General features: G+C 42.8%; 22 protein-coding genes. 11 read left to right on the top strand and 11 right to left on the bottom strand.

Translation table 11 applies throughout. The features are described from left to right. Positions 1–62 precede the first annotated feature (62 nt). The 4 genes from EO132_RS01945 to purN form a co-directional block, all read right to left on the bottom strand. Positions 63–1,961, bottom strand: a complete 1,899-nt coding sequence (locus tag EO132_RS01945) for an amidophosphoribosyltransferase (RefSeq protein WP_127136367.1) — start codon at positions 1,959–1,961, stop codon at positions 63–65. A 43-nt stretch (positions 1,962–2,004) separates the two neighbouring features. Next, entirely contained in the window at positions 2,005–2,931 is a 927-nt protein-coding gene (locus tag EO132_RS01940; protein WP_127136366.1) for a PfkB family carbohydrate kinase, read from the bottom strand. Between the two features lie 76 nt (positions 2,932–3,007). Next, entirely contained in the window at positions 3,008–3,643 is a 636-nt protein-coding gene (locus EO132_RS01935) for a ribonuclease H1 domain-containing protein (protein ID WP_127136365.1), read from the bottom strand. Then, positions 3,643–4,206, bottom strand: a complete 564-nt coding sequence (gene purN, locus EO132_RS01930) for a phosphoribosylglycinamide formyltransferase (protein WP_127136364.1) — start codon at positions 4,204–4,206, stop codon at positions 3,643–3,645. The genes EO132_RS01935 and purN overlap by 1 nt, the downstream gene beginning before the upstream one ends. A 162-nt stretch (positions 4,207–4,368) precedes the next feature. Here purN and EO132_RS01925 point away from each other — a divergent pair, with 162 nt between their 5' ends. The 8 genes from EO132_RS01925 (at position 4,369) to EO132_RS01895 (ending at position 10,551) form a co-directional block, all read left to right on the top strand. Then, a complete protein-coding gene (locus EO132_RS01925; protein ID WP_009778413.1) occupies positions 4,369–4,602 on the top strand; it encodes an acyl carrier protein in 234 nt (77 codons plus the stop codon). A gap of 101 nt (positions 4,603–4,703) precedes the next feature. Next, positions 4,704–5,954, top strand: a complete 1,251-nt coding sequence (fabF, locus tag EO132_RS01920) for a beta-ketoacyl-ACP synthase II (RefSeq protein ID WP_127136363.1) — start codon at positions 4,704–4,706, stop codon at positions 5,952–5,954. A gap of 9 nt (positions 5,955–5,963) precedes the next feature. Next, positions 5,964–6,701: a ribonuclease III gene (rnc, locus tag EO132_RS01915; RefSeq protein ID WP_127136362.1), complete on the top strand. Its 738-nt coding sequence runs from the start codon at positions 5,964–5,966 to the stop codon at positions 6,699–6,701. Between the two features lie 105 nt (positions 6,702–6,806). Continuing rightward, on the top strand, positions 6,807–7,277 hold the full coding sequence (locus tag EO132_RS01910; RefSeq protein WP_127136361.1) for an IPExxxVDY family protein: 471 nt from the start codon (positions 6,807–6,809) through the stop codon (positions 7,275–7,277). Between the two features lie 2 nt (positions 7,278–7,279). Further along, positions 7,280–8,722 (top strand): pyruvate kinase, encoded by a 1,443-nt coding sequence (gene pyk, locus EO132_RS01905; RefSeq protein ID WP_127136360.1) that lies wholly within the window; start codon positions 7,280–7,282, stop codon positions 8,720–8,722. Between the two features lie 144 nt (positions 8,723–8,866). Then, positions 8,867–9,715: a helix-turn-helix domain-containing protein gene (locus EO132_RS01900; RefSeq protein ID WP_127136442.1), complete on the top strand. Its 849-nt coding sequence runs from the start codon at positions 8,867–8,869 to the stop codon at positions 9,713–9,715. A gap of 92 nt (positions 9,716–9,807) precedes the next feature. Continuing rightward, a complete protein-coding gene (locus tag EO132_RS19135) occupies positions 9,808–9,966 on the top strand; it encodes a hypothetical protein (protein ID WP_164732260.1) in 159 nt (52 codons plus the stop codon). Positions 9,967–10,002: 36 nt separating this feature from the next. Beyond that, on the top strand, positions 10,003–10,551 hold the full coding sequence (locus tag EO132_RS01895) for a carboxymuconolactone decarboxylase family protein (RefSeq protein WP_127136359.1): 549 nt from the start codon (positions 10,003–10,005) through the stop codon (positions 10,549–10,551). 121 nt (positions 10,552–10,672) lie between these two features. Here the strand turns inward: EO132_RS01895 and EO132_RS01890 are convergent, their stop codons facing one another. After that, positions 10,673–11,251, bottom strand: a complete 579-nt coding sequence (locus tag EO132_RS01890; protein ID WP_127136358.1) for a TetR/AcrR family transcriptional regulator — start codon at positions 11,249–11,251, stop codon at positions 10,673–10,675. 244 nt (positions 11,252–11,495) lie between these two features. On the opposite strand from EO132_RS01890, the gene EO132_RS01885 reads away from it, so the two are divergent. Next, positions 11,496–14,276 carry a M16 family metallopeptidase gene (locus tag EO132_RS01885; RefSeq protein WP_127136357.1) on the top strand — a complete coding sequence of 927 codons (2,781 nt, stop codon included), beginning with the start codon at positions 11,496–11,498 and terminating at the stop codon, positions 14,274–14,276. 146 nt (positions 14,277–14,422) lie between these two features. Here the strand turns inward: EO132_RS01885 and dinB are convergent, their stop codons facing one another. After that, positions 14,423–15,523 (bottom strand): DNA polymerase IV, encoded by a 1,101-nt coding sequence (dinB, locus tag EO132_RS01880; RefSeq protein ID WP_127136356.1) that lies wholly within the window; start codon positions 15,521–15,523, stop codon positions 14,423–14,425. A 27-nt stretch (positions 15,524–15,550) separates the two neighbouring features. Here dinB and EO132_RS01875 point away from each other — a divergent pair, with 27 nt between their 5' ends. After that, entirely contained in the window at positions 15,551–16,024 is a 474-nt protein-coding gene (locus EO132_RS01875; RefSeq protein ID WP_127136355.1) for a CYTH domain-containing protein, read from the top strand. Then, positions 16,018–16,710, top strand: a complete 693-nt coding sequence (locus EO132_RS01870; protein WP_127136354.1) for a lysoplasmalogenase — start codon at positions 16,018–16,020, stop codon at positions 16,708–16,710. The genes EO132_RS01875 and EO132_RS01870 overlap by 7 nt, the downstream gene beginning before the upstream one ends. Before the next feature lie 63 nt (positions 16,711–16,773). On the opposite strand, the gene EO132_RS01865 is transcribed toward EO132_RS01870, so the two are convergent. The 5 genes from EO132_RS01865 to EO132_RS01845 form a co-directional block, all read right to left on the bottom strand. Beyond that, positions 16,774–17,913 (bottom strand): AEC family transporter, encoded by a 1,140-nt coding sequence (locus tag EO132_RS01865; protein WP_127136353.1) that lies wholly within the window; start codon positions 17,911–17,913, stop codon positions 16,774–16,776. Beyond that, positions 17,913–19,112 carry a pyridoxal phosphate-dependent aminotransferase gene (locus tag EO132_RS01860; protein WP_127136352.1) on the bottom strand — a complete coding sequence of 400 codons (1,200 nt, stop codon included), beginning with the start codon at positions 19,110–19,112 and terminating at the stop codon, positions 17,913–17,915. The genes EO132_RS01865 and EO132_RS01860 overlap by 1 nt, the downstream gene beginning before the upstream one ends. 138 nt (positions 19,113–19,250) lie before the next feature. Further along, the gene (locus tag EO132_RS01855) at positions 19,251–19,856 is read right to left on the bottom strand and encodes a TetR/AcrR family transcriptional regulator (protein ID WP_127136351.1); all 606 of its coding nucleotides are present in this window, start codon (positions 19,854–19,856) and stop codon (positions 19,251–19,253) included. Between the two features lie 4 nt (positions 19,857–19,860). Further along, positions 19,861–21,261 (bottom strand): efflux transporter outer membrane subunit, encoded by a 1,401-nt coding sequence (locus tag EO132_RS01850; RefSeq protein WP_127136350.1) that lies wholly within the window; start codon positions 21,259–21,261, stop codon positions 19,861–19,863. Positions 21,262–21,292: 31 nt separating this feature from the next. After that, positions 21,293–24,439, bottom strand: a complete 3,147-nt coding sequence (locus EO132_RS01845; protein ID WP_127136349.1) for an efflux RND transporter permease subunit — start codon at positions 24,437–24,439, stop codon at positions 21,293–21,295. Between the last annotated feature and the right edge of the window lie 21 nt (positions 24,440–24,460).

Below are 24,460 nucleotides of genomic sequence, written 5' to 3'. Positions count from 1 at the left end.
CCGCTGTTCTGCTAGTTTCATCGATAAAGTGCACAGATTGTGCTCTTTTCCTATGTTGTTGATTAATAAGCTCTTTCGTTCTTGCCTTCAAAAAAGTTGATAAAAGCCTTGTTGACTACCCTGTTGCCACCCGGTGTTGGATAGTTTCCGGTGAAATACCAGTCGCCCAAATTTTTAGGGCAGGCACTGTGAAGCCCCTCGATGGTCTGATAAATGATCTCCACTTCTGCATTGATGCCTTCGGGGCTCAATATTTCTCCAATCTTTTTGGAAATCTGCTTGGCGGAGAACGGTGCATAAAACTCTTTTACGTAGTTCACTGCTTCCTTATTGGACGCATCCACTTGAGTGAGGCACTTCTCATAAATTTCTTTGACCAAATGGGTGGTTCCGTGGTCTTCATGAAGGGCCAATGAGGCCTTAAAGGCCACAAAGTCTTCAAGTCTCGCCATATCGATACCATAACAATCAGGGTAACGAATCTGTGGAGCGGAGGAAACCACTACTATTTTCTTCGGGGACAGTCTGTCCAATATTTTAAGGATACTTCGTTTCAATGTAGTTCCGCGAACAATACTATCGTCGATAATAACCAAGTTATCCGTGGGTTTTACCGAACCATAGGAAATGTCGTAAACGTGGGTTACCAGATCATCACGACTGCTATCTTGCGTGATAAAGGTTCTCAGCTTCGCATCTTTGATGGCCACCTTTTCAATCCGTGGTCGAATATTCAATATTTTATGAAGCTCTTCCGCCTTCATATTAGGGCCAAGGGCCAAAATCTGTTCCTCTTTTTTCTTGTTGAGGTAATTCTGGGCTTCTTTTACCATCCCGAAGAATGATGTTTCCGCTGTATTCGGAATGTAGGAGAAAACCGTGTTTTCCAAATCATTGTTGATGGACTTCAAAATCTCGGGAAATACGAGTTTCCCCAATTTTTTTCTTTCCTGGTAGATTTCCTTGTCACTGCCACGGGAAAAATAGATGCGTTCAAAAGAACAAGCCTTACGTTCCGTAGGTTCCAATATCTTTTTCAGGTCCATGGAACCACTTTTCTTTACGATTACGGCATGTCCAGGGTCCAGTTCATGCACATCTTCAAAATTGACGTTGAAGACCGTTTGTATCACAGGGCGTTCCGATGCTACGACCACCACTTCATCATCCTGATAATAATATGCGGGTCTGATACCTGCGGGGTCACGCATTACAAAGGCATCCCCATGTCCGATAAGTCCACTCATGGCATAGCCACCATCCCAGTTTTTTGAGGCTTTCCTCAAAATCTTGGCCACGTTCAAACGTTCGGCGATCAATGCGGAAGCTTCTCTTTTGGTATACCCTTCTTTTTTGATCTGTTTGTAGAGTTTGGCCACTGCATCATCCAAAAAGTGACCGATTTTTTCCATTACGGTTACCGTATCCGCTTTTTCCTTGGGATGCTGTCCCAGCTCAACCAGATTGCTGAAAAGCTCATCAACATTGGTCATGTTAAAGTTACCGGCAACGATTAGGTTACGGTGCATCCAGTTGTTCTGCCTTAAAAAAGGGTGAACGCTCTCGATACTGTTTTTTCCAAAGGTGCCGTAGCGAACATGTCCCATTAAAAGTTCCCCGATGTAGGGAATGTTCTTTTTTTGCCAGGCCACATCGTTTTCGCGCTCGGGATGTTCGGTCAAAGCTGTGTTGATACGGTTGTTGATCTGGGCAAAAATATCCTGAATAGGCTGCTGCTGTGCCGATCTTACTCGACTCATGTACCTTTCCCCAGGGGCCATGTCCATTTTTATGCTTGCAAAACCGGCACCATCCTGTCCACGGTTATGCTGTTTCTCCATCATTAGGTACATCTTGTTTACGCCGTAAAAAGCCGTACCGTACTTTTCCTTGTAGTATTCCAGGGGTTTAAGCAAACGGATCAACGATATTCCGCATTCGTGCTTAATGGGATCACTCATAACAAACCAAATAAAAAAGCCCCGAAATTCTCAGGGCAAACATTTATGTTAATTCAATATTGAACTGCGTCAATTCTTTAAACTGGGTCAAGCGGGCTTCGACCTCGCTCTTTTTTAAATCCACCATCCGTTCGGTTCCGAAACGTTCCACACAGAACGATGCTAAATTGGAGCCATGGATAATGGCATTTTTCATGCTTTCAAAGGAAATGTTTCCGGCCTCGGTCAAATATCCTGCAAAGCCTCCCGCAAAGGTGTCTCCTGCTCCGGTCGGGTCAAAAATCTCTTCCAAAGGAAGAGCGGGGGCAAAGAAAATATTATCATCGTGGAACAAGAGAGCTCCGTGCTCCCCTTTTTTGATAACCACATATTTTGGGCCCATCTCCTGAATCTTGGCGGCAGCTTTTACCAAAGAGTATTCGTTGGTCATCTGTCGCGCCTCTTCATCGTTAATGGTAATGACATCGATTTTGGAGATTACCGTCATCAATTCATCCCATGTATTGTCCATCCAAAAATTCATGGTATCCAAAACTATAAGTTTTGGTCGCTTTTCCATCTGATTAATTACACTCAGTTGAATGTTGGGATGAAGATTGCCTAGCATTACGATATCTGCATCGGCATAATCGTTGGGTACAACGGGATTGAAATCGGCCAAAGTATTCAATTCGGTGGCCAAAGTGTCTCTGGAATTCAAATCGTTGTGGTACTTTCCCTCCCAAAAGAAGGTTTTTCCACCTTTCACTACTTCAACCCCAGAAAGGTCTATGTCCTTGTTTTTTAAAATATCCATGTAAGATTGTGGAAAATCATCTCCCACTACGGATACAATCGCGGAGTCTATTTTAAATTGTGAAGCTGCCAAACCAATAAAGGTGCCAGCACCCCCTAATATTCTTCCAGTTTTCCCGAACGGTGTTTCAATGGCATCGAAAGCCATGGTTCCCACGATCAGTAATTTGCCCATTCCCTAAATTTTGCTGCAAATATACGGCATGGATGTTCCAATTATCAAAAAATGGATGCTTTGTTCGTGAAACGGATTATTTTCTCCCGAAATCGGCAGGAATTTCGCCCCATGCTTTGGTCTCCCACTTTACAATCGGAGTGTTGAACCGGTTTTTTTTAAGCCACTCTTCAGCCCGTTCAATGAGCTCGAAAAGCTGGGCATTTTTGGCTGTTTTGGTCAATTTTGTGCCGCATTTCTTCTTTCGCACCCATCCAATGGCGATTCTCGAATCGGAATAGAGGATGCGGTCACTCTTCTGCTGTTTTAAAAAGGCAAGACCGTGTACAAGTGCCAAAAACTCTCCAACATTGCTCGTGCCTTGTTCAAATGGCCCTTGGTGAAAAAGCACCCGTTTACTTTTGGTATCTACTCCCCGATATTCCATTTTTCCTGGGTTACCGCTGGATGCTGCGTCCACTGCAATGGAATTGTAATTGGGATCGCCGATTTTGAGAAGCTCTTCCGGAGTCAGTTCTTTTTTGCCCTTGGATTTACCTTTATATTCCAAATAGTTGCTGTTGAAGGCTTTCTTTGCTTCTTCGAAGGTGGCGAAGGACTTGTATTGTGCTCCTTTTACCCCATCGATTTGTGCCTTGCAATCTGCCCAAGACTCGAAAATCCCCGGATGCTTTCCTTTCCAAACCACATAAAACTTCTTTTTCTTGGCCATTAGGACAGTAGTTTTTCTATCACCTTTGGAAAGTGTTCATATTCCAGTTGGTGCACTTTCTCGGCAATGGAAGTTGCTTCATCAGAAGGGACCACACTGGTTTTAGCTTGGAAAATGATGGCGCCCTCATCATAATTTTCGTTTACATAATGTATGGTAATGCCCGTTTCGGTTTCATTGTTTTCCTTTACGGCTTGATGCACCCTGTCCCCGTACATGCCTTTTCCTCCGTATTTGGGCAGCAAGGCAGGGTGGATGTTGATGATTTTATCTGGAAATGCCTCGATAAGGTTGGATGGAATCTTCCAAAGAAAACCCGCGAGTACAATTAAATCGGTCTGTAATCCCTGTAGCATCTGTACAACAGCATTGGAATCTTTAAAAGCGGGCTTGTTGAAATAAAATGCAGGAATGTCAAGTCGGTCACAGCGTTCGAGTACCTTGGCCGAGTTTTTATTGGTAAGCACGGCAACGACTTCCGCTTGCGGTTTTTCACGAAAAAAGGAAATAATATTTTCTGCATTTGAACCGCTGCCCGATGCGAAGATTACAATTCGTTTCATTCGTTAGGAATTCATGTGATTTTGGACTAAATTACGTCGGCTAAAGTAAGGCACAGTATTTTAAGATGTTTAATTTGAAGCACATTTTATCGACAAATGGTGTATTTAATCCAAAGTTTTATATTTTTGCCAACGATTTAAATTTTTAAAACCACAATAATTATGTCAGACATTGCATCAAGAGTAAAGGCTATCATCGTTGATAAACTAGGTGTAGATGAAAATGAAGTAGTTGCAGAAGCTAGCTTTACCAACGACTTAGGAGCGGATTCCTTGGACACTGTTGAACTTATCATGGAGTTTGAGAAAGAATTTGATATTCAGATACCAGATGACCAAGCAGAGAACATTGCCACTGTTGGTCAGGCCATTAGCTACATCGAAGAAGCTAAGTAATTATATGATATATCGCTAAAGATTATAAATTATCCATGTGGTTATTATCACATGGATAATTTTTTTTATAATTTACGTCTAAAGGGTAAAAAAATAGTTCAATGCAGTTAAAGCGAGTTGTAGTTACTGGAATGGGAGCGTTAACGCCCATCGGTAACAATTTGGAAGCTTATTGGGAAGGACTACGGACCGGTAAGAGCGGTTCTGCCCCCATTACTTATTTCGACACCGAGAAATTTAAGACAAAGTTTGCTTGCGAGCTTAAAGGGTACGATCCTTCCGATTTTTTCGATCGTAAGGAAGCCAGGAAATTGGACAGATTTGCCCAATATGCCTTGGTATCTTCCGACGAAGCCATAGCGGACTCTGGAATAGACTTGAACGTAGTGGACAAGTTTAGGGTAGGTGTTGTATGGGGAGCAGGAATAGGCGGATTGGAAACTTTCCAGAATGAAGTGATAGGGTATGCCGAAGGTGATGGCACCCCTCGTTTCAATCCTTTCTTTATTCCTAAAATGATTGCCGATATAGCACCAGGAAACATATCCATAAAACATGGATTTATGGGACCTAACTACACTACGGTTTCTGCATGCGCCTCTTCGGCCAATGCTATGATCGATGCGCTCAACTATATTCGTTTGGGCCATTGCGACGTTATCGTAACGGGAGGTAGTGAAGCTGCAGTGACCATCGCCGGTATGGGTGGATTCAATGCCATGCATGCACTATCCACCAGAAATGAAAGCCCTGAAACCGCATCCAGACCTTTCGACGCCACACGTGATGGATTTGTATTGGGAGAAGGCGGTGGAGCTTTGATTCTTGAGGAATACGAACATGCCAAAGCCCGTGGCGCAAAAATATATGCCGAGGTCTTGGGTGGAGGATTGTCCAGTGATGCCTATCACATGACAGCACCCCATCCAGAAGGTATCGGAGTGGTTCAAGTAATGAAAAATTGTTTGGACAATGCAGGACTTAAACCTGAAGACGTTGATGCTATCAATACACATGGAACTTCCACGCCACTAGGAGACGTAGCTGAGCTCAAGGCCATTTCCAAAGTGTTCGGAGACCATGCAAAGGAAATCAACATCAATTCCACCAAATCCATGACAGGGCACTTATTGGGTGCAGCTGGAGCCATTGAAGCCATTGCTTCCATTTTGGCCATGGAACATAATTTGGTGCCTCCAACCATCAACCATAGTACGGTTGATGAGCAAATAGATCCTTCGTTGAATTTGACCTTGAACAAGGCACAAGAACGTGAGGTAAAAGTGGCCATGAGCAATACATTTGGCTTTGGAGGGCACAATGCATGTTTGGTTTTCAAAAAAATAGGATAGTTTTGTAACATGAAACTTACCTCCAAAATATTCAATTCCCATCCGAGCACGGATGGGGATTTTTTTTTGGGTATGAAAAGAATTCTCGGATTTAAACCCAAGAATCTGGAAATCTACAAAACAGCATTCCTGCACAGGTCCATGAATAAAAAGGATGCAGAAGGCAATCCGGTCAACTACGAGCGTTTGGAATTTTTGGGCGACTCTATGTTGGGGACCATCATTTCAAAATATCTGTACAACGAAGTTCCTGAAGGAGATGAGGGCTATCTTACAAAAATGCGTTCCAAGGTGGTCAGTAGAAAGCACTTGAACGAACTGGGTAAGGATTTGGGACTGTTGAAGTATGTGGAAAGTAGGATTCCCAAAGAACATTTCGGGGAAAATATTCACGGGAATGTATTTGAAGCCCTAGTGGGAGCGATCTATCTGGATAGGGGCTATGCCTACTGCGAAAAGTTTATAGATGATCGGGTAATAGAACCGTATGTGGACATTGAGCAGCTCGAGGGCAAGGTCATCAGCTATAAGAGTTTGGTGATCGAATGGTGCCAGAAAGAGAAAAAACCTTTCAATTTCAATGTGTATGAGGACACCGGCAATGATGAGCTGAAACATTTTGCTGTAAAACTTACCATTGGGGACAGAATGCTCGCCAAGGCAAGAGCAACATCAAAGAAAAAAGCAGAGGAAAAGGCATCCAAACGAGCCTATTTTGCATTGCAGAACAAGATTGAAAACAAGTAACTTTAAATAATGGTAAACTCAAACGTTTTCGCTTGTTTTAGAAGTGTATTGTTTTGTATAAACTAGGCATTCAATTGGATTAAGCCTATATTTACCGTTCGTGTTATGGGCATGTTAACAACGCATAAGATATCGGCAGACCTCTACGATGATGGTTTTTCTCTTATCGCCATACACAGTAACTTGGAAGATTATGCCATTACCTATGCCATAAATTCCACCTGTGGGCTGTACTTAAAACGTATGGAAAAAGACCTGCATCTGGACGATCAAATGTCTTTCTCCGTATTTGATTGGGACGATGAGATAAACGATGAATACTGGACGCTGATTTCGAACAAGTGCGAAGTTGAGGAAGAGGTTCCTTCATTGGGACTTTTTGAGAACAATATTTCCAAGAGAACCGATTACCTAGTGAGAGAGCGTAAGGAAGTGGACTATTTTTTGAAGGTTGATGCAGCGGATGAAACCATGTTTGCCCAAAAAATAAAATCCATAAACCAAATAGCCAAGGTAATTACCGCATATCCATTGGACACGACAAACTTAAAATCAAAAAGAAATTTAATCTTTTAAAAATGCCAACTAGAAAGAAGACTAAAATTGTAGCGACCCTGGGGCCCGCCACCAGTAAAAAGGAAGTTCTTAAGGAAATGATCCTGGCCGGTGTGGATGTGTTTAGAATCAATTTTTCCCACGCTGCTTACGAAGATGTTGCCGAACGAATCAAAATGATAAGGGAGCTCAATGAGGAGTTGGAAATCAACACAGCCATACTTGCCGATTTACAAGGCCCTAAACTAAGGGTCGGTGTAATGGGCGGTGAGGCCATAGTTTCCCCTGGGGATGAAGTTACTTTTGTTACAGGAGAGCCTTTTGAGGGCACGGCCGAAAGAGTATACATGAACTACCAAAGTTTTCCAAGGGATGTAAAAGCCGGAGAACGAATTTTGCTGGATGATGGAAAGCTGATTTTTGAAGTGAAATCAACCAATGGAGATAATGAGGTGGTAGCTACGGTTATTCAAGGAGGTCCCTTGAAATCCAAAAAAGGGGTAAACCTTCCGAACACGAATATTTCTTTGCCAGCTCTTACCAAAAAGGACATTAAGGACGCCATTTTTGCCATTGGACAAGACGTTGACTGGATTGCATTATCGTTTGTGCGCCATGCACAAGATTTATATGATCTCCATAACTTGATCAAGGAGCACACAGAGCACAAAATCCCTGTGATTTCCAAAATCGAAAAGCCGGAAGCGCTGGAAAATATAGACGAAATCGTTAAGGCCTCGGACGGACTTATGGTGGCTCGTGGCGACTTGGGTGTGGAGATACCGGCACAAGAAGTTCCATTGGTTCAGAAAAAATTGGTTTTGAGTGCCAAAAAAGGTAGAATTCCAGTAATCATAGCCACCCAGATGATGGAAACCATGATTACCAGTTTAACTCCAACAAGAGCTGAGGTTAATGACGTGGCCAATTCCGTAATGGACGGTGCCGATGCTGTAATGCTTTCTGGGGAAACCTCTGTTGGTAACTATCCCGTGCAGGTAATTGAGAAAATGGCAAGCATAGTAACGAGCGTTGAAAATTCCAGCTTGATCAAAGTGCCTCAGAACCCACCACATATTCGTTCCAAAAGATATATTACCAAGTCAGTTTGTTACCATGCGGCCCTTATGGCCAACGAAATCTCCGCAAAGGCCATTTCCACATTGACCAATAGTGGATACACCGCTTTCCAGATTTCAGCTTGGAGACCGGCTGCACATATTTTGGTGTTTACATCGAATAAAAGAATATTGACCCAGTTGAACCTTTTATGGGGCGTAAAAGCATTCTATTACGATAAATTTGTGTCTACGGACCAAACTATTGAAGATGTGAACCAGATAGCCTGCAAAAAAGGATTCCTCGACGTGGGAGATATGCTAATAAGCCTGGCGGCCATGCCTATCAAGGAAAAAGGGATGGTAAACACCTTGCGTGTAACAGAAATAGAAAGCTGTAATTTCTAACAGTTTTTAATCAAAAAAATTTAAAAGGCGTACATTTTTTATGCACGCCTTTTTTATTGGCCCAAAATAGGAAGAAAGGCCGTCTATATTGTAAGTAAGGATGGCCAAGAGGGACTAATGGCTCAACAACCGAGCAATTTATTCATGAGACACGAGTACAACGATTCCAGGTTAGGGGCCATTTTAGGGTTTACAGATGATATCAAAAGGGATGAGGAACGATTCTCCATAACCTCCAGGACCATCAAATTTTTGTGGAATAGGAACAATTGCCCACTAACCATTCAGATAGATGGAATGGATTTGGAATTGTTGCCCGACCAAATGATTACCGTAACCTATCTACAGTATGTTTCCTATGTTCAAACCCATTTGCCGCTATCGGCCATACTTTTCAACAGGGAGTTTTATTGTATATCAGATCATGATAGTGAGGTGTCTTGTAATGGAATCCTGTTTTTTGGAACACAGGACATCCCGATCATTACCATTCCACAGGAACAATTGAGCAAGTTCAATCTATTGCACGATATGTTCATTGAAGAATTCTCCACACCGGACAATATCCAAGGCGATATGCTTCAAATGCTCCTCAAAAGATTGATTATCATGAGCACGCGTTTGGCCAAGGAACAACTCATTGTAAAAACACTTGGGAACGAACAAATTGATACCATCCGAAGATTCAACTTTTTGGTGGATATGCATTTTAAGACAAAACGCAAGGTGGGGGATTGTGCTGATTTGCTGCACAAGTCACCCAAAACACTTTCCAACCTTTTTGCGATCTACAATCAAAAATCCCCCCAACAGATCATTCTGGAGCGAATTGCTTTGGAGGCCAAGCGACTTATCAACTTCACGGACAAGCAAAATCAGGAAATAGCCTTTGAACTTGGCTTTAACGACCCTGCTCATTTTAGTCGTTTTTTTAAAAAAATGACCCAAATGACCCCGTCGGAATACCGTGAAAACCTGCTTTTGGTGGCCTAAGGGAAAATTGGTCAAGCCGTCGGGAAATCCTTCCTAACACCCACCCCTCTTTTGGGGGCATCTTTGCCCTGTAATTAAAAAACAGATAAAAGATGAAACCCACGGAAAAATCCATTTTCAATCTCATTGAGATTTTCAGAACATCACAGAAAACCGATGCGCCTACCGTAACGGTTTCGGAACACTGTGAGCAAAAGTACCATCACGATTTCTATTGTGATGCAGAGCAACCTTTTGTACAGACGTATTAATCCATTTAACAACAATTCATATTAAAAATTACAATTATGAGCACAATCAATGTACCTAAAAGAGAAGAAGTAAGTGCGGCCAATCAGGCTATTTTTGACAACTTGGAAAAAGCAGTGGGCTTTGTTCCCAACCTTTTTGCCACCTATGCCCATTCAGAAAATGCCTTGGGTAATTATTTAGGCCTTTCCAATGCCAAAACTTCATTGAAGGCCAAGGAAAAAGAAGTCGTGAATTTGGCAGTGAGCCAAGTGAACAACTGTATCTATTGTTTATCCGCACACACTGCTATTGGAAAAATGAACGGTTTTACGGATGAGCAGATTTTGGAATTGAGAGCGGGCAAAGCCTCTTTTGATGCGAAATTGGATGCTTTGGCAAAATTGGCCAAAAACATTACGGAAAACAGGGGTGCAACAGACGAACAAGTGGTAGATGATTTCTTCGCTGCAGGATGGACCAAGGAAAACCTCATTGATACTATCGTTTTAGTGGGAGATAAAACCATCTCCAACTACGTACACAGCACTACAAAAGTCCCTGTTGATTTTCCAGTGGCACAACCCTTGGAAGCTGTAGGAGCCTAATGAAAATTTAGGTAATAAATATCAACATTACTGATATGAATGTCACATCGGGCGCAGTCGAGTCGTTTTGTCAAAACAAGGCATACATAGTTCTCGACTGCTCTCGAACTGACATTTTCCTTTATTTCAACTCCACATCTTGGTACAGTGCAGGGGCTATACTTTTGGCCATAAAAATGGGCCAGTCGTTTTTAAACAAATGGCTTTCGGTAACGGCACTTTCGTACAAAAGATAAAGTCCTCCCGATATTTTTTCCGTTTCCGCTTTGGACAAATTGGAAATGGTATCGCCTACAATCTCACCCAAAAAAAGGAGCAGTTCCTTTTTTTGTTGCTGAATCACGTTAAGAATCATGGTTTGGTCCGGAGATAATTCCCCTAATGTCTTAAGCCCCCAACAGCCCTGAAAATTCTCTTCGAGGTACATGTCCCGTAACAAATCAAAAATGGCCAATAGTTGGCTCCTGCTTTCATTTCTGTCTTCAACATAGCTTTTAAGCCTGTCCATGAAAGCACTGTGACGCTGATTCAGATAAGCCACACAGATATCCTCCTTGGATTTAAAATGACTGTACAGCGTGGCTTTTGCTATATCGCATTTGTTTATGATTTCGTTGACCCCCGTTGAATTATATCCTTGGGAATAGAAAAGATCTCCCGCTGAGGATATGATGTGCTCGTGCAATTTATTTCGTTGCATAAAATCAGTAAGAATAGAGTTAATGGTGGTCGATGGCATTACAAAGTAATAAAGAAATATTGGGCCGAGCAATTAAACAGATACCCTGATGACGGTAAAACCAACTTTTTTAGATTAAAAAGGGGTGTTTTTTCTTTAGGAAGAAAGCTTTTTCCTAAGCTAACTGTTTAAAATGGTGTTTGTTGCAAACAATTTCCTATATTGTATTGTTCATTATTATCAATCAAATTAAAACACTACCTAAATGAAAAAGTTACTTCTGGCCTCTATTGTGGGCCTTTTGTCCTGCTCCGTGGGCTTTGGACAAGGATTTCAGTTTAAAGCAGATGACATTGACATCGATTACAAAAAGTATACACTTAAAAACGGCCTTACGCTCTTGGTTCACGAGGACCATAAAGCACCCATTGCGGCGGTAAACGTTTGGTACCATGTAGGATCAAAAAACGAAAAACCGGGGAAAAGTGGTTTTGCCCACCTTTTTGAGCATTTAATGTTCAACGGAAGTGAAAACTACAACACCGATTATTTCCAAGCTTTGGAAAGCATTGGGGGAACCGACCTAAACGGGACTACGAACAACGATCGGACCAACTATTTTCAGAACGTGCCTGTTTCCGCTTTGGATCAAGTGTTGTTTTTGGAATCTGACCGGATGGGACACTTGTTGGGAGCCATTGACCAGGAAAAACTGGATGAACAGCGAGGCGTTGTTCAGAATGAGAAAAGACAAGGGGAAAACCAGCCTTACGGAATGCAGTGGGATTATTTGACCAAGGCCATGTACCCTAAAGGACATCCATATTCCTGGACCGTTATCGGCGAAATGGAAGATTTGAACGCAGCCTCATTGGAAGACGTTCAAGAATGGTTCAAATCCTATTACGGTGCTGCCAATGCGGTAGTTGCCGTGGCAGGGGATATTGATGCAGAAGAAGTGCATCAAAAAGTGATCAAGTATTTTGGTGACATACCCTCAGGCCCGACAGTGGAACGGCAAGAGGTAAACATTCCCAATAAGATTTACGATTCACGTCAAGAATACCAAGACCGTGTACCCGAGACCAGAGTGCTTTTTGCGTGGAACACACCTCCCTTTGGCTCAGAGGAAGACCTTCATTTTGATTTGATTTCCGCTATATTGAGCAGTGGGAAGAATTCAAGATTGTACCAAAAGTTCATCTACCAAGATCAATCGGCCAGTTCCGCGGTTTCTTTTCAATCATCCAGTGAAATTGCAAGCCAGTTTATCACGTATTTGAACGTGAAACAAGGAGAAGACCCAGCAAAGCTGGAGAAGGAACTGGAGGCCGAAATCGAAAGGTTTATCAAAGAAGGCCCCACAGTGGATGAACTCAAAAGGGTTAAGGCCAGTTACTTTGCCAGTTTCATCAAAGGATTGGAACGAATTGGTGGATTTGGAGGAGTCTCTGACATACTCGCTTCCAATCAAACGTATCACGGAGATGCATCCTACTACAGAACACAGTTGGAATATGTAGAAGAAGCTACTGCCGAAGACTTAAGGAAAACAGCGGAAAAATGGCTTAGCAAAGGAAAGCACATCTTGATTTGCCGACCATTTCCTGAATATGATATTGTAGAGTCCTCTGTAGACAGAAGCAAGTTGCCAGAACTAGGGACACCTAAAAGCTCCAAATTTCCGGAATTGCAGCGTATGCAACTCTCGAACGGACTCGATGTGGTATTGGCACAACGAAAAGGCGTACCTACGGTAATCATAAATTTGGTTGCGGATGCAGGATACAAGACCGATTATCTGTCCAGCCCCGGAACGGCAAGTTTGGCCATGAATTTGATGGATGAAGGGACCAAGGATATGACCTCTTTGGAAATAAACGAACAACTTCAATTGTTGGGAGCATCTTTGAGCACTTTCTCCAGTCAAGATGAATCCAATGTGTACATGAGTACCTTAAAACCAAGCTTGGATGCCAGTTTAGATCTGTTCATGGATGTGGTCCTCAACCCTGTTTTCCCTCAAAAGGAGTTTGATAGGTTACAAAAGGAGCAAATCAACAACATAAAACAAGAGAAATCCCAACCTATCGGCATGGCACTTCGGGTAATGAACAAATATCTTTACGGCGATGACCACCCATACAGCAACCCATATACTGGAACGGGTTATGAAGAAACTGTTTCTGAGTTGACCAGGGAAGATGTGGTCGAGTTCTACAACACTTGGTTCAAGCCCAACAACTCCACTTTGATCGTTACAGGAGATGTGGAAATGAGCGAGTTGAAATCCAAGTTGGAGAAAACATTGGGCAAATGGAAGCGAGGCGATGTGCCCACCATTACCTTCAACGAACCCAAGACCAATTCCAAGAACACACTGTATTTAATGAACCGACCAGAGTCCCAACAATCAGTGATTCTGGCAGGACATTTGACCGAAAAGTATGGCGATGTTTCTGAGATAGCCTTGGAACAAATGGTAAGTATTCTTGGAGGGGATTTCACTTCCCGAATCAATATGAATTTAAGGGAAGATAAACACTGGTCCTACGGAGCTGGAGGATTTGTACTTGGTTCCAAAGAGGAGCGCCCTTTTATCGTTTATGCCCCAGTGCAAACCGACAAAACGGCGGAATCCGTGACTGAGATAAGAAAGGAAATATCCGAGTTCACATCCACACGCCCCGCAACCAGTGAAGAATTGGAGAAAGTAAAGACCAATCAGGTGTTGAAACTTCCTGGTCAATGGGAGACCAATAGTTCAGTGAACAATTCGGTAAAAAATATAGTTCGTTATGATCTTCCGGATGACTACTATCAAAAATACGATCAGAACGTGAGGAACCTTTCCGTGGACGACATCAGAAAAGTGAGCAACGAAGTGGTACAGCCAGGAAAGGTAAACTGGTTTATGGTAGGAGATAGGGCCGAAATCATTGATAAGTTAGATGAACTTGGTTTTGACGACATCATAGAAATCGATGCCGATGGCAATCCCAAGAAACCTGCAGTAGAATCCGTGGAAACGGATATCAAAAATTAGTGGAAACGGATATCAAAAATTAATTGAAGAGGTTGTCTGGAACATTTAAAAGTGTTGACTTTGTCAGTTCGAGCGCAGTCGAGAACGTATATTAGTTTTCGACTGCGATCAACCTTACAGACACAAAGCTTTCGGACAACCTTTTTTTAAAAATCAAATTTGAGCTGAACCAACACTGACTCTTTAGTGGGCTGTTCCTTTTCTTTTTCGGTGTTGAGGTTGGCCAGAGAAATACCCAATAACCTAACTGAGTTTTCCAAGGTGGATTGGTATAAAAGTTCCTTGGCCGTTTCCAGAATCAAATCTTTGCTGGCGATAAAATAGGGGAGGGTCTTACTTCGGGTCTGCAATGTGAAATCACTGTATTTAATTTTCAAAGTGACGGTTTTCCCGGCAATCTTTGATTTTTGAAGCCTTCTTTCCAGTTCGTTGGCAATGTTTTCCAACTTTTCAAGCATAAAGATCTCACTGCTCAAGTTTTCAAAAAAAGTACGCTCCGCCCCCACTGATTTGGGAATGCGATGCGGTTTTACACTGCTCAAATGGACTCCTCTTACCACATTGTAATAATGACCTCCGCTTTTTCCAAAATGCTGTTTGAGGAACTCCAATGATTTTCCTTTGAGGTCTTTTCCCGTAAAAATTCCCAAACGGTACATCTTTTCGGCAGTGACCTTGCCCACACCGTAAAATTTTCGAATGTCCAAGTTTTCCAAAAAATCAATCACTTCCTCTGGGTTGACCGTTTTCTGGCCATTGGGTTTGTTGTAGTCACTTGCGACCTTCGCAATGAACTTGTTTATGGATATTCCTGCAGATGCGGTCAAACCGGTTTTTTCAAGTATTTTTTGCCGTATTTCTTTTGCGATCAAAGTTGCTGATGGGTTCCCTTTTTTGTTTTCCGTCACGTCCAGATAGGCCTCGTCCAAGGAAAGGGGCTCCACTAAATCGGTGTATTCGAAAAAGATGCTTCGAATCTGTTGGGAGACTTCTTTGTAGCGATCAAACCGGGGTTTTACAAATATGAGGTCAGGACAATTTCTGCGGGCAATGGAGCCTGCCATGGCGCTTCGCACCCCATATTTTCGTGCCTCGTAGCTTGCAGCGGAGACCACGCCACGTTTGGACCCTCCCCCAACAGCAATAGGCTTGCCCTTTAGCTCTGGGTCGTCATGCTGTTCCACGGACGCATAAAAGGCATCCATGTCCACATGAATAATTTTTCTTAAGGGAAAATCAAAGTCCATTTTCAAATTTAGGGTATATTTAGTTTGATGGAACATTTGGAAATAGAACGGAAGTTTTTAGTAAAGTCGGACGCCTATAAAAAAAAGGCTACATCTCAGACCCGTATTGTACAAGGATTCTTGAATACGGACCCAGACAGAACCGTTAGGGTACGAATAAAAGGAAACAAAGGTTTTTTGACGGTAAAGGGAGCCAGCAACGAATCGGGCACTACACGATTTGAATGGGAGGCAGAAATCAACGCATCTGAAGCCACTAATTTAATTGACCTCTGTGAGGCGGGAATTTTGGAAAAAACACGGTTTGAAGTACCTTTTGGGAACCATGTTTTTGAGGTGGATGAGTTTCTGGGCGAAAACAAAGGACTTGTTTTGGCAGAAGTGGAACTCAAGCATGAAGAGGAGCGTTTTGAGAAGCCTGATTGGTTGGGCCTGGAAGTTACAGGTCAAGTGCAATATTATAATTCCCAGTTAAGCAAAAAGCCGTTCAAGACGTGGTAGCACAATTCCAAAAATATGGGGCAATCATCAATATGTTGATTGTTGTCAGTGCTATTTTAGCAATGATTATGGAATTGTTGGGCCATAGAACAGTTTATCTGGTCTTAAAGCCGTTGACCACTATTCTGGTTATTTCTTTGTTGTTCGTTGTCCCCAAAAGCCAGCATTCTAGGTTCAAAAGTATCATGCTCGCTGCGTTGCTATTTTGTTTGATGGGAGATATACTTTTGATGTTTCCAGCTTATTTTGTGTTCGGACTCGCTGCTTTTTTGATGGCGCACCTCTTGTTTGCCTTTGGATTTATAAATTTGAAAGGGTTCCGGTCCCATTGGGCCTCCTTTGTGACTCTCTATGTTATCGGCGGGTTACTTTTCTTTTGGCTAAAGCCTGGATTGGGGCAATTCATGGTCCCTGTGACGGTTTATGTGGTGGTCATTTGTTTTATGGCGTGGCAGGGAATCGGTCTTTTCCTAAGGGAAAAACGAAAGGAGTTTCTTTGGATAGGTATAGCTGTTCTACTTTTTATGTTTTCAGATACCATGATTGCCATTGCCAAATTCAAAACGGATTTTGACTATTCCAGTATCCTTATTTTAAGCACGTATTGGTTAAGCATCGGGTTGATTGCCAATGCGGCCAGAAGGATTGTTTTAAAAACAGATGGTGGCGAAGAAAATCATCCATAAAAGAAAATGACCACCTGATTTTAAAAACCAGGTGGTCATCATACAGTTGATGTTATTAATAAATCAGGCAGCTTTTTCAGTGGCCGCAGAATTTATTTCATGATCTATTAATTTTTGCTCTGACCATTTTTTTTTACCGACACCGCTGATCAATGGGATGCTGAATCCAACAGCAAGAAGCACAACGGCTATCATAAAAATATTGAATGGGTTCACAAAGAACGACCCGCTGTTCAATGTTGCTAAAATCAACATCGTTGACAAAGGAAATGACAATGCGAGGATTGCCACACCAAAGTCGCTGCTAAAGGTCTTCTTTTTGGATTTTTTGTCCATTTCCATGCTATCCACGGCCGCTATGTGGGCATAGGGCCAAAAACTACAGGCACTCAAACCAAAAGCGATGGTCAACAATATTTCGTTCCTTGCTTCAATTCCGGTCAAGGTCACAAAAATTCCTGATATCAATAGTACGAGCCCTGCTCGGGTACATAACAGTGAGAAAATCTGGAAAAATTGTTTCCTTTTGATCTTTACGGCCAACCCTATGAACAACAACACCAAAGGTGTCATGATTAAGCTGAGTTTTTCGAGTGTTTCACTCATAAAGAAAGGTAAGGAATCCATGTGTAATCCAAATGCCAATAAAATCAAGGCTGCGCCGATAAATACATTTACCGGTTCTGAGATCATGGCCTTGATCAATGGTTTCAGCTTGGTTCCACCATTTCTTTTTTCGTTGGATTGAAGGCTGTAATGCCAGTTCATCGCCACCAAGTACAAAAAGAACAGTACAAAGACCTTGTTTCCCAAATCTGACATGGCTGCTTTGGCCAAATACTCATCTCCCAAAAACTCCAAGATAAATGGAAAGGAAGATAGACCCGGTGCCAAGGAGGGAACCAGCAACTTAGCGGTTCTATACTCCGGTGTCCCTTTGCCAATACCCATAAGGGGCAATATCAAGGGCATGGAAAAAAACAACAGTAGGTTGAGCCCAAGCGCCAACAAGGGCAATATTAATAGATGCAACTCTACCTTTACACCCAACAATGCGATAAAAATCGTTGCGGGCAAGGCTAGGTTGAGAATGACTTTTTTGATTCCTGTAATCTCTTCTTTGGATTTAAACTTAACTTTAAGTAAAACCCCAATAAAGATGAAAAAAAGGAATACAATGGTTTTTTGAATTCCTATATCCACTATACCAACACTTTATTGAGTGCAGCGGTAAATGTTTTCATTTCGTCCATGGTTCCCATACTGACTCGGCACCAGTTTTGGTCCATAAACTGGAAAGCACGAACACCGACCTTCAATTCGGTCATCTGTTCCAAAAATGCTCTACCTTCCATTTCAATAGGGAAAATGATAAAACTGGTGGATGAAGGCACGTACGAAGTGATACCTAGTTTCTCCAGACTTTCGTAAACATAATCCCTACATTCGGCATTGAGGCTACGTGATTTATCTATAAATGCTTCATCGTCCATTGCGGCCATTGCGGCGTATATGGATGGCAAAGAGATTCCCATGCCTCCACGAGTGATTTTTTGTATTCTTCCCAAGGTTTCTTCCAAGGCAACGATATATCCGACACGAAGACCGGCCATACCATGTATTTTGGAGAATGTTCTGGCAATGATCACATCTTTACCTTGTTCCACTAGAGAAACCATACTCTTTTTTGCCCCATCATCAAGGAACCATAGATAGGCTTCATCGATAAACACAGGAACTTTTTCTGAAACCCTAGAGCAGAAATCCACGAGTTCTTCATGGTCGGTCATGGAACCTGTTGGATTATTGGGGTTACAGATGTATACCAGTTTTGTTTCGTCGTCAATAGCCTCTTCCATCGCTTTAAGGTCGTGAGACCAATCATCTTTCAATGGAACGGGTTTCCAAGTAGCTCCTACGGATTCCGCTACCCTTATAAGCGACATGTATGCTGGGTCGGCGGAAACAACATTGCCTCCGTTCATAAAGAAGACCATAGCTGTTTTTTCCAACAAATCGGAAGAACCAGGTCCCATCATTACGTTTTTGCTCTTTACACCTTCAAAATCAGCGATTTTTCCGATTAATTGGTAGAGTTCCCTCCAAGCATACCGGTTTCCTCCGGCAGCTGAATTTTTAAAGGCTTCCAAAGCCATTGGAGATGGTCCGTAAGGATTCTCATTGGCATTGAGTTTTGCTGCCAATTCCGGCAGTGCATCTTCGGGTTTCGGTAAATATTCTTTAAAGAAAGGGCTGTAAACTGCATTTCCCTCGGCATCCAAGGTCAATGGAGCTTTTGGTGTTTCAGCCAATCCTATGTAAGGCAATGCCATTGCACCACCTGCGGTAAGCACGCTTTTTCTTATCCAATCGCGTCTGTTGATGTTAGTTGTAGTTCCCATTGGTTTTTTGTTTTAGAAGAATTTAAAAATACGCGATCGTTTTCCTAAAAACAATGGTAAAAACGTAAAAATCAACCCATTAAGAACAGATGTGTTAAAATTGCCTAGGTTTTTTTGAAAAATTGTTAAGAAAGGATGCTATTGTAAGGGGCTTTTTTGAAGATATTCCAAAGTGAGAATGCCCCGTAGGTTGTTGATAATGATATGGTCAAGTAATTCGTGGATGCTGTATTCATCGAATAAATTGGCCTTTGAATACACGGTTTCTTCCATTCGGGACAAAAAAAGTGTACAGACCAACTCAACATTTACGTTGCTTCTAACCTGATTGAGTTGCTGTGCTTTTTGTAACAGTGGACATACAACATCCCAAACAATGCCGTGTTTTAGCTGGGAATAAACCTTGTAGGCTTTAGGGTAATATTTGTTGAGTCCATGAAGAAAGGAAGGGTTGATCTCCTGAAAAGTGATCAACCCTTGCCTGTAAATGTATATTATGGTAATAAGTGGCTGCTCTTCATTGGGATTACTGAGCATGTAGTTGTCGATATTGGCACGGATTTTACCGAAGTAATACGATAAACTTTCCTTGACCAATTCTTCTTTACTACTAAAATGCTTGTAGAGCGTTTTTTTGGATATACCGAGGTTTTTGGCCAATTCATCCATGGAGAACCGCTTGCTTCCAAATTTGGTGAAGTTCTCTATAGCATAGACCAGTATATCGTTTTTGCCCTCTACCATTTTTTTATTTCCAACCTCCACCCAATGCTCTGTACAATTCCACAATAGCACTCAGTCGTGCATATTGGGAATCCACATAGTTCAGTTCAGAATTCAATGCATTTTGTCTTGCGGTCAATACTTCCAAATAGTTGGCCAGACCGTTGTTCAACAGTTCCTCCGAATAATCCTCGGCCGTTGCATAGGCGTCCAACTCCTTGGAGCGAGCCTCCAATTTTTGGGTTTCCGCATCGTAAGTGTATAGCGCATCGCTAACTTCCCTACCTGCGGTAAGCAAGGCTTGTTTATAGTTCAGTAAGGCCTGCTGTTGTTGTGCTTTGGCCACTTCCATCTGGGTGCGGAGCTGTCTTCCGTTAAAAATGGGCTGTGTCAAAGAGCCGACCAAGTTGGAAAAGAGTGAGCTGGCATCCAACCAATTGTCAAATTCCAAGCTTTGGAATCCTCCAGAAGCGGATAAACTCAATGATGGATACAGACTGCTTTTGGCCACATTGGTCAATTCAAAAGCATTGATAAGGCCATATTCCGCTTGCATCACATCGGGACGGTTCGCCAATAACAGATAAGGAACTCCCGTACGTAATTCCGTATCAATGGCCTGATTGTCCAAGCTTCCCCTTTGAATTTTTTGTGGTGCCTCGCCCAAGAGGATGCTAAAAGCGTTTTCCAACAATTTGATATTGTTTTCAAGGTCGATCACAATGATTTCCGTGGTATGGACCTGGGCTTCTGTTTGTTTCACGGCAACTTCCGTTACCTGTCCTGCATCTTTCAGGGCAACCGTCGTCTCCAAACTGTTCTTTCTGGCTTCCAGAGTCTGTTTGGAAACTTCCAGTTGTTTGTCCAAAGCCAACAATTGATAATAAGTGGAAGCAATGCTGGCAATCAAGTTGGTTTTTACCGCTTGATGGGCAGAAACACTCTGCAGATATGAAGCACCAAAGGCGCGTTTATTGCTTCTTATCTTGCCCCAAACATCGGCTTCCCACGAAAGGCTGCCAGACAATTCGTATTGCTCCAAAGCACTGGTAAAAAAGCTACCAAACTGACTGTTTTGGGAGTTTTTGGTCCTCGTAAAACTGGCAGTTCCCGAAAGCGTCGGGTAGTAACCGGCCTTACCTTGTTTTACGTAAGCTTCGGCGGCCACAACATTCTGTAGCGCAATACGGATGTCTATGTTGTTCTCCAGACCTTGCTCAATGTAAGATTTCAATTGCTCGTCATTGAATAGGTCCCTCCATGATACATCGGCCATGGAAACGCTGTCCTGTGGCAGATTATCGGTTCGGTAGAGATTTTCTGTCTCGACTTCTGGTCTTGAGTAGTTTTTGGCCACAAAGCAGGATTGCAACAAAAGTGGCGCTGTAAGTACCAAGAGCAGTTTATATGTGGATTTTATTTTCATGGATGATATACTTTGTTCGATCAAAGGATAATTAGGCGTTGTCAATATGTTGAAGTTCTTCGGGCTTGCCGGAAATACGTTCCTGCAAGGCTTGGAACACTACAAATAGTACGGGTATGATAAATACACCGAGTATGGTTCCCACTAACATTCCCCCAACGGCACTCACACCAATGGATTGGTTCCCGATGGCACCGATTCCTGAGGAAAGTGCCAATGGTAATAGACCAAAGATGAATGCGAAGGATGTCATCAAAATTGGACGAAGCCTTGCACGTGCACCATCAGCGGCAGCGTCAAATAAGGAAAGCCCTGCCCGTCTACGTTGCAATGCAAACTCCACAATCAAAATCGCATTCTTGGCCAAAAGACCAATCAACATGATCAGTGCGATCTGGAAGTAAATATTGTTCTGCAAACCAGCTACGTTGATAAAAAGGATAGCTCCTGCGATACCAAACGGTAGCGACAACAATATGGAAAGTGGTAAAATATAACTTTCATACTGTGCACTCAGCAGGAAGTAAACGAATACCAAACTCAAGATAAAAATGAGAATGGTCTGCGAACCTGCATTACTTTCTTCCCTTGTCAAACCGGAATAATCGTAGGTATAGGAATTCGGCAACACCTGTGCCGCTACTTCTTCAATCGCTGTAATGGCATCACCTGTACTGTACCCTGGATTGGGCACACCGGTAATACTCACGGAGCTCAACAAGTTGAATCGCTGTACCACTTCTGGACCATATATTTTTTTGAGGTCCACAAACTGACTTACCGCAACGGATTCCCCGTTGGCGTTCCTGACAAAAATGTGGTTCAAGGAGTTTTCGTTGGCACGGTCCTCAGGTTTGGCCTGAATCATTACACGATATTGCTTCCCGAACTTGTTGAAGTCGGTGGCATAGATACCTCCAAAATAACCTTGAAGCGCATTGAATATGTCAGTTGCGGTCAATCCGGCCATTTTCACTTTTTCCATATCGATATCCAGGTCGTACTGAGGGAAACCAGGGTCGAATTGGGAAATGGCGTATTGGATTTCAGGTCGTGCATTTAGCGCTCCCAAAAACTGATTCTTTACATCGTTGATGGAGTTCCAATCTTCACCTGTTTTGCTCTGAAGCTGCACTTCGAAACCAGAGCTGGTACCGAATCCTTGGATACTTGGAGGGGTAAAATAGATGATTTGTGCATCGTTGAAACCCGCTGTGATTCCGTACAGTTTCTGCATCGTTGCGTTTACGGATAAGGAGTCCGCATCCCTCTCGCTCCAGTCTTTCAATTTCATAATGGAGAAAGCATACGATCCAGCACTTACCCGGTTCAGCAAACTGAAACCTGCCACACTCATCCTGGCATCGATTACATCCATGGACTCATAAATGGAATCCAGCTTCATGATGGTCTCCTCCGTTTTTTCAATGGTTGTTCCAGGGGGCATGCTCACATTGGCAAAAATCATCCCACGGTCCTCATCGGGTACAAACCCAGATGGTGTGGAACGGAATAGGAATATAGCTAGAGCACTAAAGCCCAATAGGAGTGCAAGGGTAATCCATTTACGTTTTACCAAGGTGCCAATGGTGTTGGTGTACTTATTGGTCATTGCTGTAAAACCAACGTTGAAAGCCCTAAAGAATCGGGCCAAGAAATTCTTCTTTTTCCCTTTGTCATGATCATGTGGCTTTAAGAACAATGCCGCCAAGGCTGGACTCAACGTCAAAGCGTTCACGGCCGAAATCAAAATGGCCACCGCCAAAGTAATACCGAACTGTTGGTAGAATACTCCCGAGGAACCTTGAATAAAGGAAACGGGGATAAATACCGCTGACATGACCAAGGTAATGGAGATGATGGCCCCAGAAATTTCGCTCATTGCGTTCTTGGTGGCGGTTTTGGCCGAATCGGCTCCATCCTCCAGTTTGGCATGTACTGCCTCGACTACCACAATCGCGTCATCCACAACAATACCAATGGCCAAGATCATGGCGAAAAGCGTTAACATGTTGATGGAATAACCGAACAATTGCAGGAAGAAAAAAGTACCTACAATGGCTACGGGTACCGCAATAGCTGGAATCAACGTGGACCTGAAATCCTGGAGGAACAGGAACACCACGACAAATACCAGGATAAATGCTTCGATCAAGGTTTGTACCACGTGATCTATGGAAGCATCCAAGAAATCCTTGGAGTTAAACGGAATTACATAGTCCAATCCTGATGGGAAATCTGCTTTGGATTCTTCCAAAATCGTTTCGATCTCATCGATGATCTCCTTGGCATTGGATCCTGAGGTTTGGTACACCCCCACAGCAACACCGGGGTTTCCCATACCTGAGTTTTTCCTTACGTAGCTCAGTGCGCCGAGTTCTATTTCGGCCACATCTTTTAGACGGAGGAAACCACCATCATCCGTTGTTCTAAGAATGATGTTTTCATATTCCTTGACTTCGGACAAACGCCCTTTGTATTTCATTACGTATTCAAATATACCATCGGCATTCTCTCCGATCTTACCGGTTGCCGCTTCGGTATTCTGTTCGCGCAACGCTGCTTGAATATCAGCGGGCACCAAATCATAGGCAGCCATTTTATCGGGAGAGATCCAAATACGCATGGAATAATCCTTGGATCCGAATACGTTAACGTTACCAACCCCTTTGATTCGTTGTAATTGGGGAACCAGGTTGATTTTCGCATAGTTTTCCACAAAGGTGGCATCGTAATCCTCATTTTCGGAGAAAATAGAGAAAAACAATAAGGCACTGTTCTGTGCTTTTTGGGTGGTTACACCAGTATTTATAACCTCTTGTGGTAGCAAGCTATTGGCCCGTGCGACCCTATTCTGTACGTTTACCGCAGCAATATCTGGGTCGACACCAAGCTCGAAAAACACACTGATGTTGGCCGTACCATCGTTACTGGCGGATGAGGTCATGTAGGTCATGCCCTCCACACCGTTGATTTGCTCTTCCAATGGAATAACCACACTTTTCAGTACTGTTTCAGCATTCGCACCGGTATAGTTGGCGTTTACCTGTACCGTTGGTGGGGCAATCTCGGGGTATTGTTCTACGGGTAATGTACTCAGACCCAGAATACCCAAAATCACAATGATCACGGATATTACTGTGGAGAGTACAGGACGATCTATAAATTTTTGGAACATATATAATTCGTTCTATAAGTG

This window comes from Flagellimonas oceanensis, from assembly GCF_003992595.1.
Lineage (GTDB): Bacteria > Bacteroidota > Bacteroidia > Flavobacteriales > Flavobacteriaceae > Flagellimonas > Flagellimonas oceanensis.
Note: the sequence above shows the minus strand (reverse complement) of the source record. Positions and strands in the feature narration are given on the sequence as shown.

Excerpts from the sequence above, each read along its gene's own strand:
- EO132_RS01945 (WP_127136367.1), bottom strand. The coding sequence starts at position 1,961 with ATGAGTGATCCCATTAAGCACGAATGCGGAATATCGTTGATCCGTTTG.
- EO132_RS01940 (WP_127136366.1), bottom strand. The coding sequence starts at position 2,931 with ATGGGCAAATTACTGATCGTGGGAACCATGGCTTTCGATGCCATTGAA.
- EO132_RS01935 (WP_127136365.1), bottom strand. The coding sequence starts at position 3,643 with ATGGCCAAGAAAAAGAAGTTTTATGTGGTTTGGAAAGGAAAGCATCCG.
- purN (WP_127136364.1), bottom strand. The coding sequence starts at position 4,206 with ATGAAACGAATTGTAATCTTCGCATCGGGCAGCGGTTCAAATGCAGAA.
- EO132_RS01925 (WP_009778413.1), top strand. The coding sequence starts at position 4,369 with ATGTCAGACATTGCATCAAGAGTAAAGGCTATCATCGTTGATAAACTA.
- fabF (WP_127136363.1), top strand. The coding sequence starts at position 4,704 with ATGCAGTTAAAGCGAGTTGTAGTTACTGGAATGGGAGCGTTAACGCCC.
- rnc (WP_127136362.1), top strand. The coding sequence starts at position 5,964 with ATGAAACTTACCTCCAAAATATTCAATTCCCATCCGAGCACGGATGGG.
- EO132_RS01910 (WP_127136361.1), top strand. The coding sequence starts at position 6,807 with ATGGGCATGTTAACAACGCATAAGATATCGGCAGACCTCTACGATGAT.
- pyk (WP_127136360.1), top strand. The coding sequence starts at position 7,280 with ATGCCAACTAGAAAGAAGACTAAAATTGTAGCGACCCTGGGGCCCGCC.
- EO132_RS01900 (WP_127136442.1), top strand. The coding sequence starts at position 8,867 with ATGAGACACGAGTACAACGATTCCAGGTTAGGGGCCATTTTAGGGTTT.
- EO132_RS19135 (WP_164732260.1), top strand. The coding sequence starts at position 9,808 with ATGAAACCCACGGAAAAATCCATTTTCAATCTCATTGAGATTTTCAGA.
- EO132_RS01895 (WP_127136359.1), top strand. The coding sequence starts at position 10,003 with ATGAGCACAATCAATGTACCTAAAAGAGAAGAAGTAAGTGCGGCCAAT.
- EO132_RS01890 (WP_127136358.1), bottom strand. The coding sequence starts at position 11,251 with ATGCAACGAAATAAATTGCACGAGCACATCATATCCTCAGCGGGAGAT.
- EO132_RS01885 (WP_127136357.1), top strand. The coding sequence starts at position 11,496 with ATGAAAAAGTTACTTCTGGCCTCTATTGTGGGCCTTTTGTCCTGCTCC.
- dinB (WP_127136356.1), bottom strand. The coding sequence starts at position 15,523 with ATGGACTTTGATTTTCCCTTAAGAAAAATTATTCATGTGGACATGGAT.
- EO132_RS01875 (WP_127136355.1), top strand. The coding sequence starts at position 15,551 with ATGGAACATTTGGAAATAGAACGGAAGTTTTTAGTAAAGTCGGACGCC.
- EO132_RS01860 (WP_127136352.1), bottom strand. The coding sequence starts at position 19,112 with ATGGGAACTACAACTAACATCAACAGACGCGATTGGATAAGAAAAAGC.
- EO132_RS01855 (WP_127136351.1), bottom strand. The coding sequence starts at position 19,856 with ATGGTAGAGGGCAAAAACGATATACTGGTCTATGCTATAGAGAACTTC.
- EO132_RS01850 (WP_127136350.1), bottom strand. The coding sequence starts at position 21,261 with ATGAAAATAAAATCCACATATAAACTGCTCTTGGTACTTACAGCGCCA.
- EO132_RS01845 (WP_127136349.1), bottom strand. The coding sequence starts at position 24,439 with ATGTTCCAAAAATTTATAGATCGTCCTGTACTCTCCACAGTAATATCC.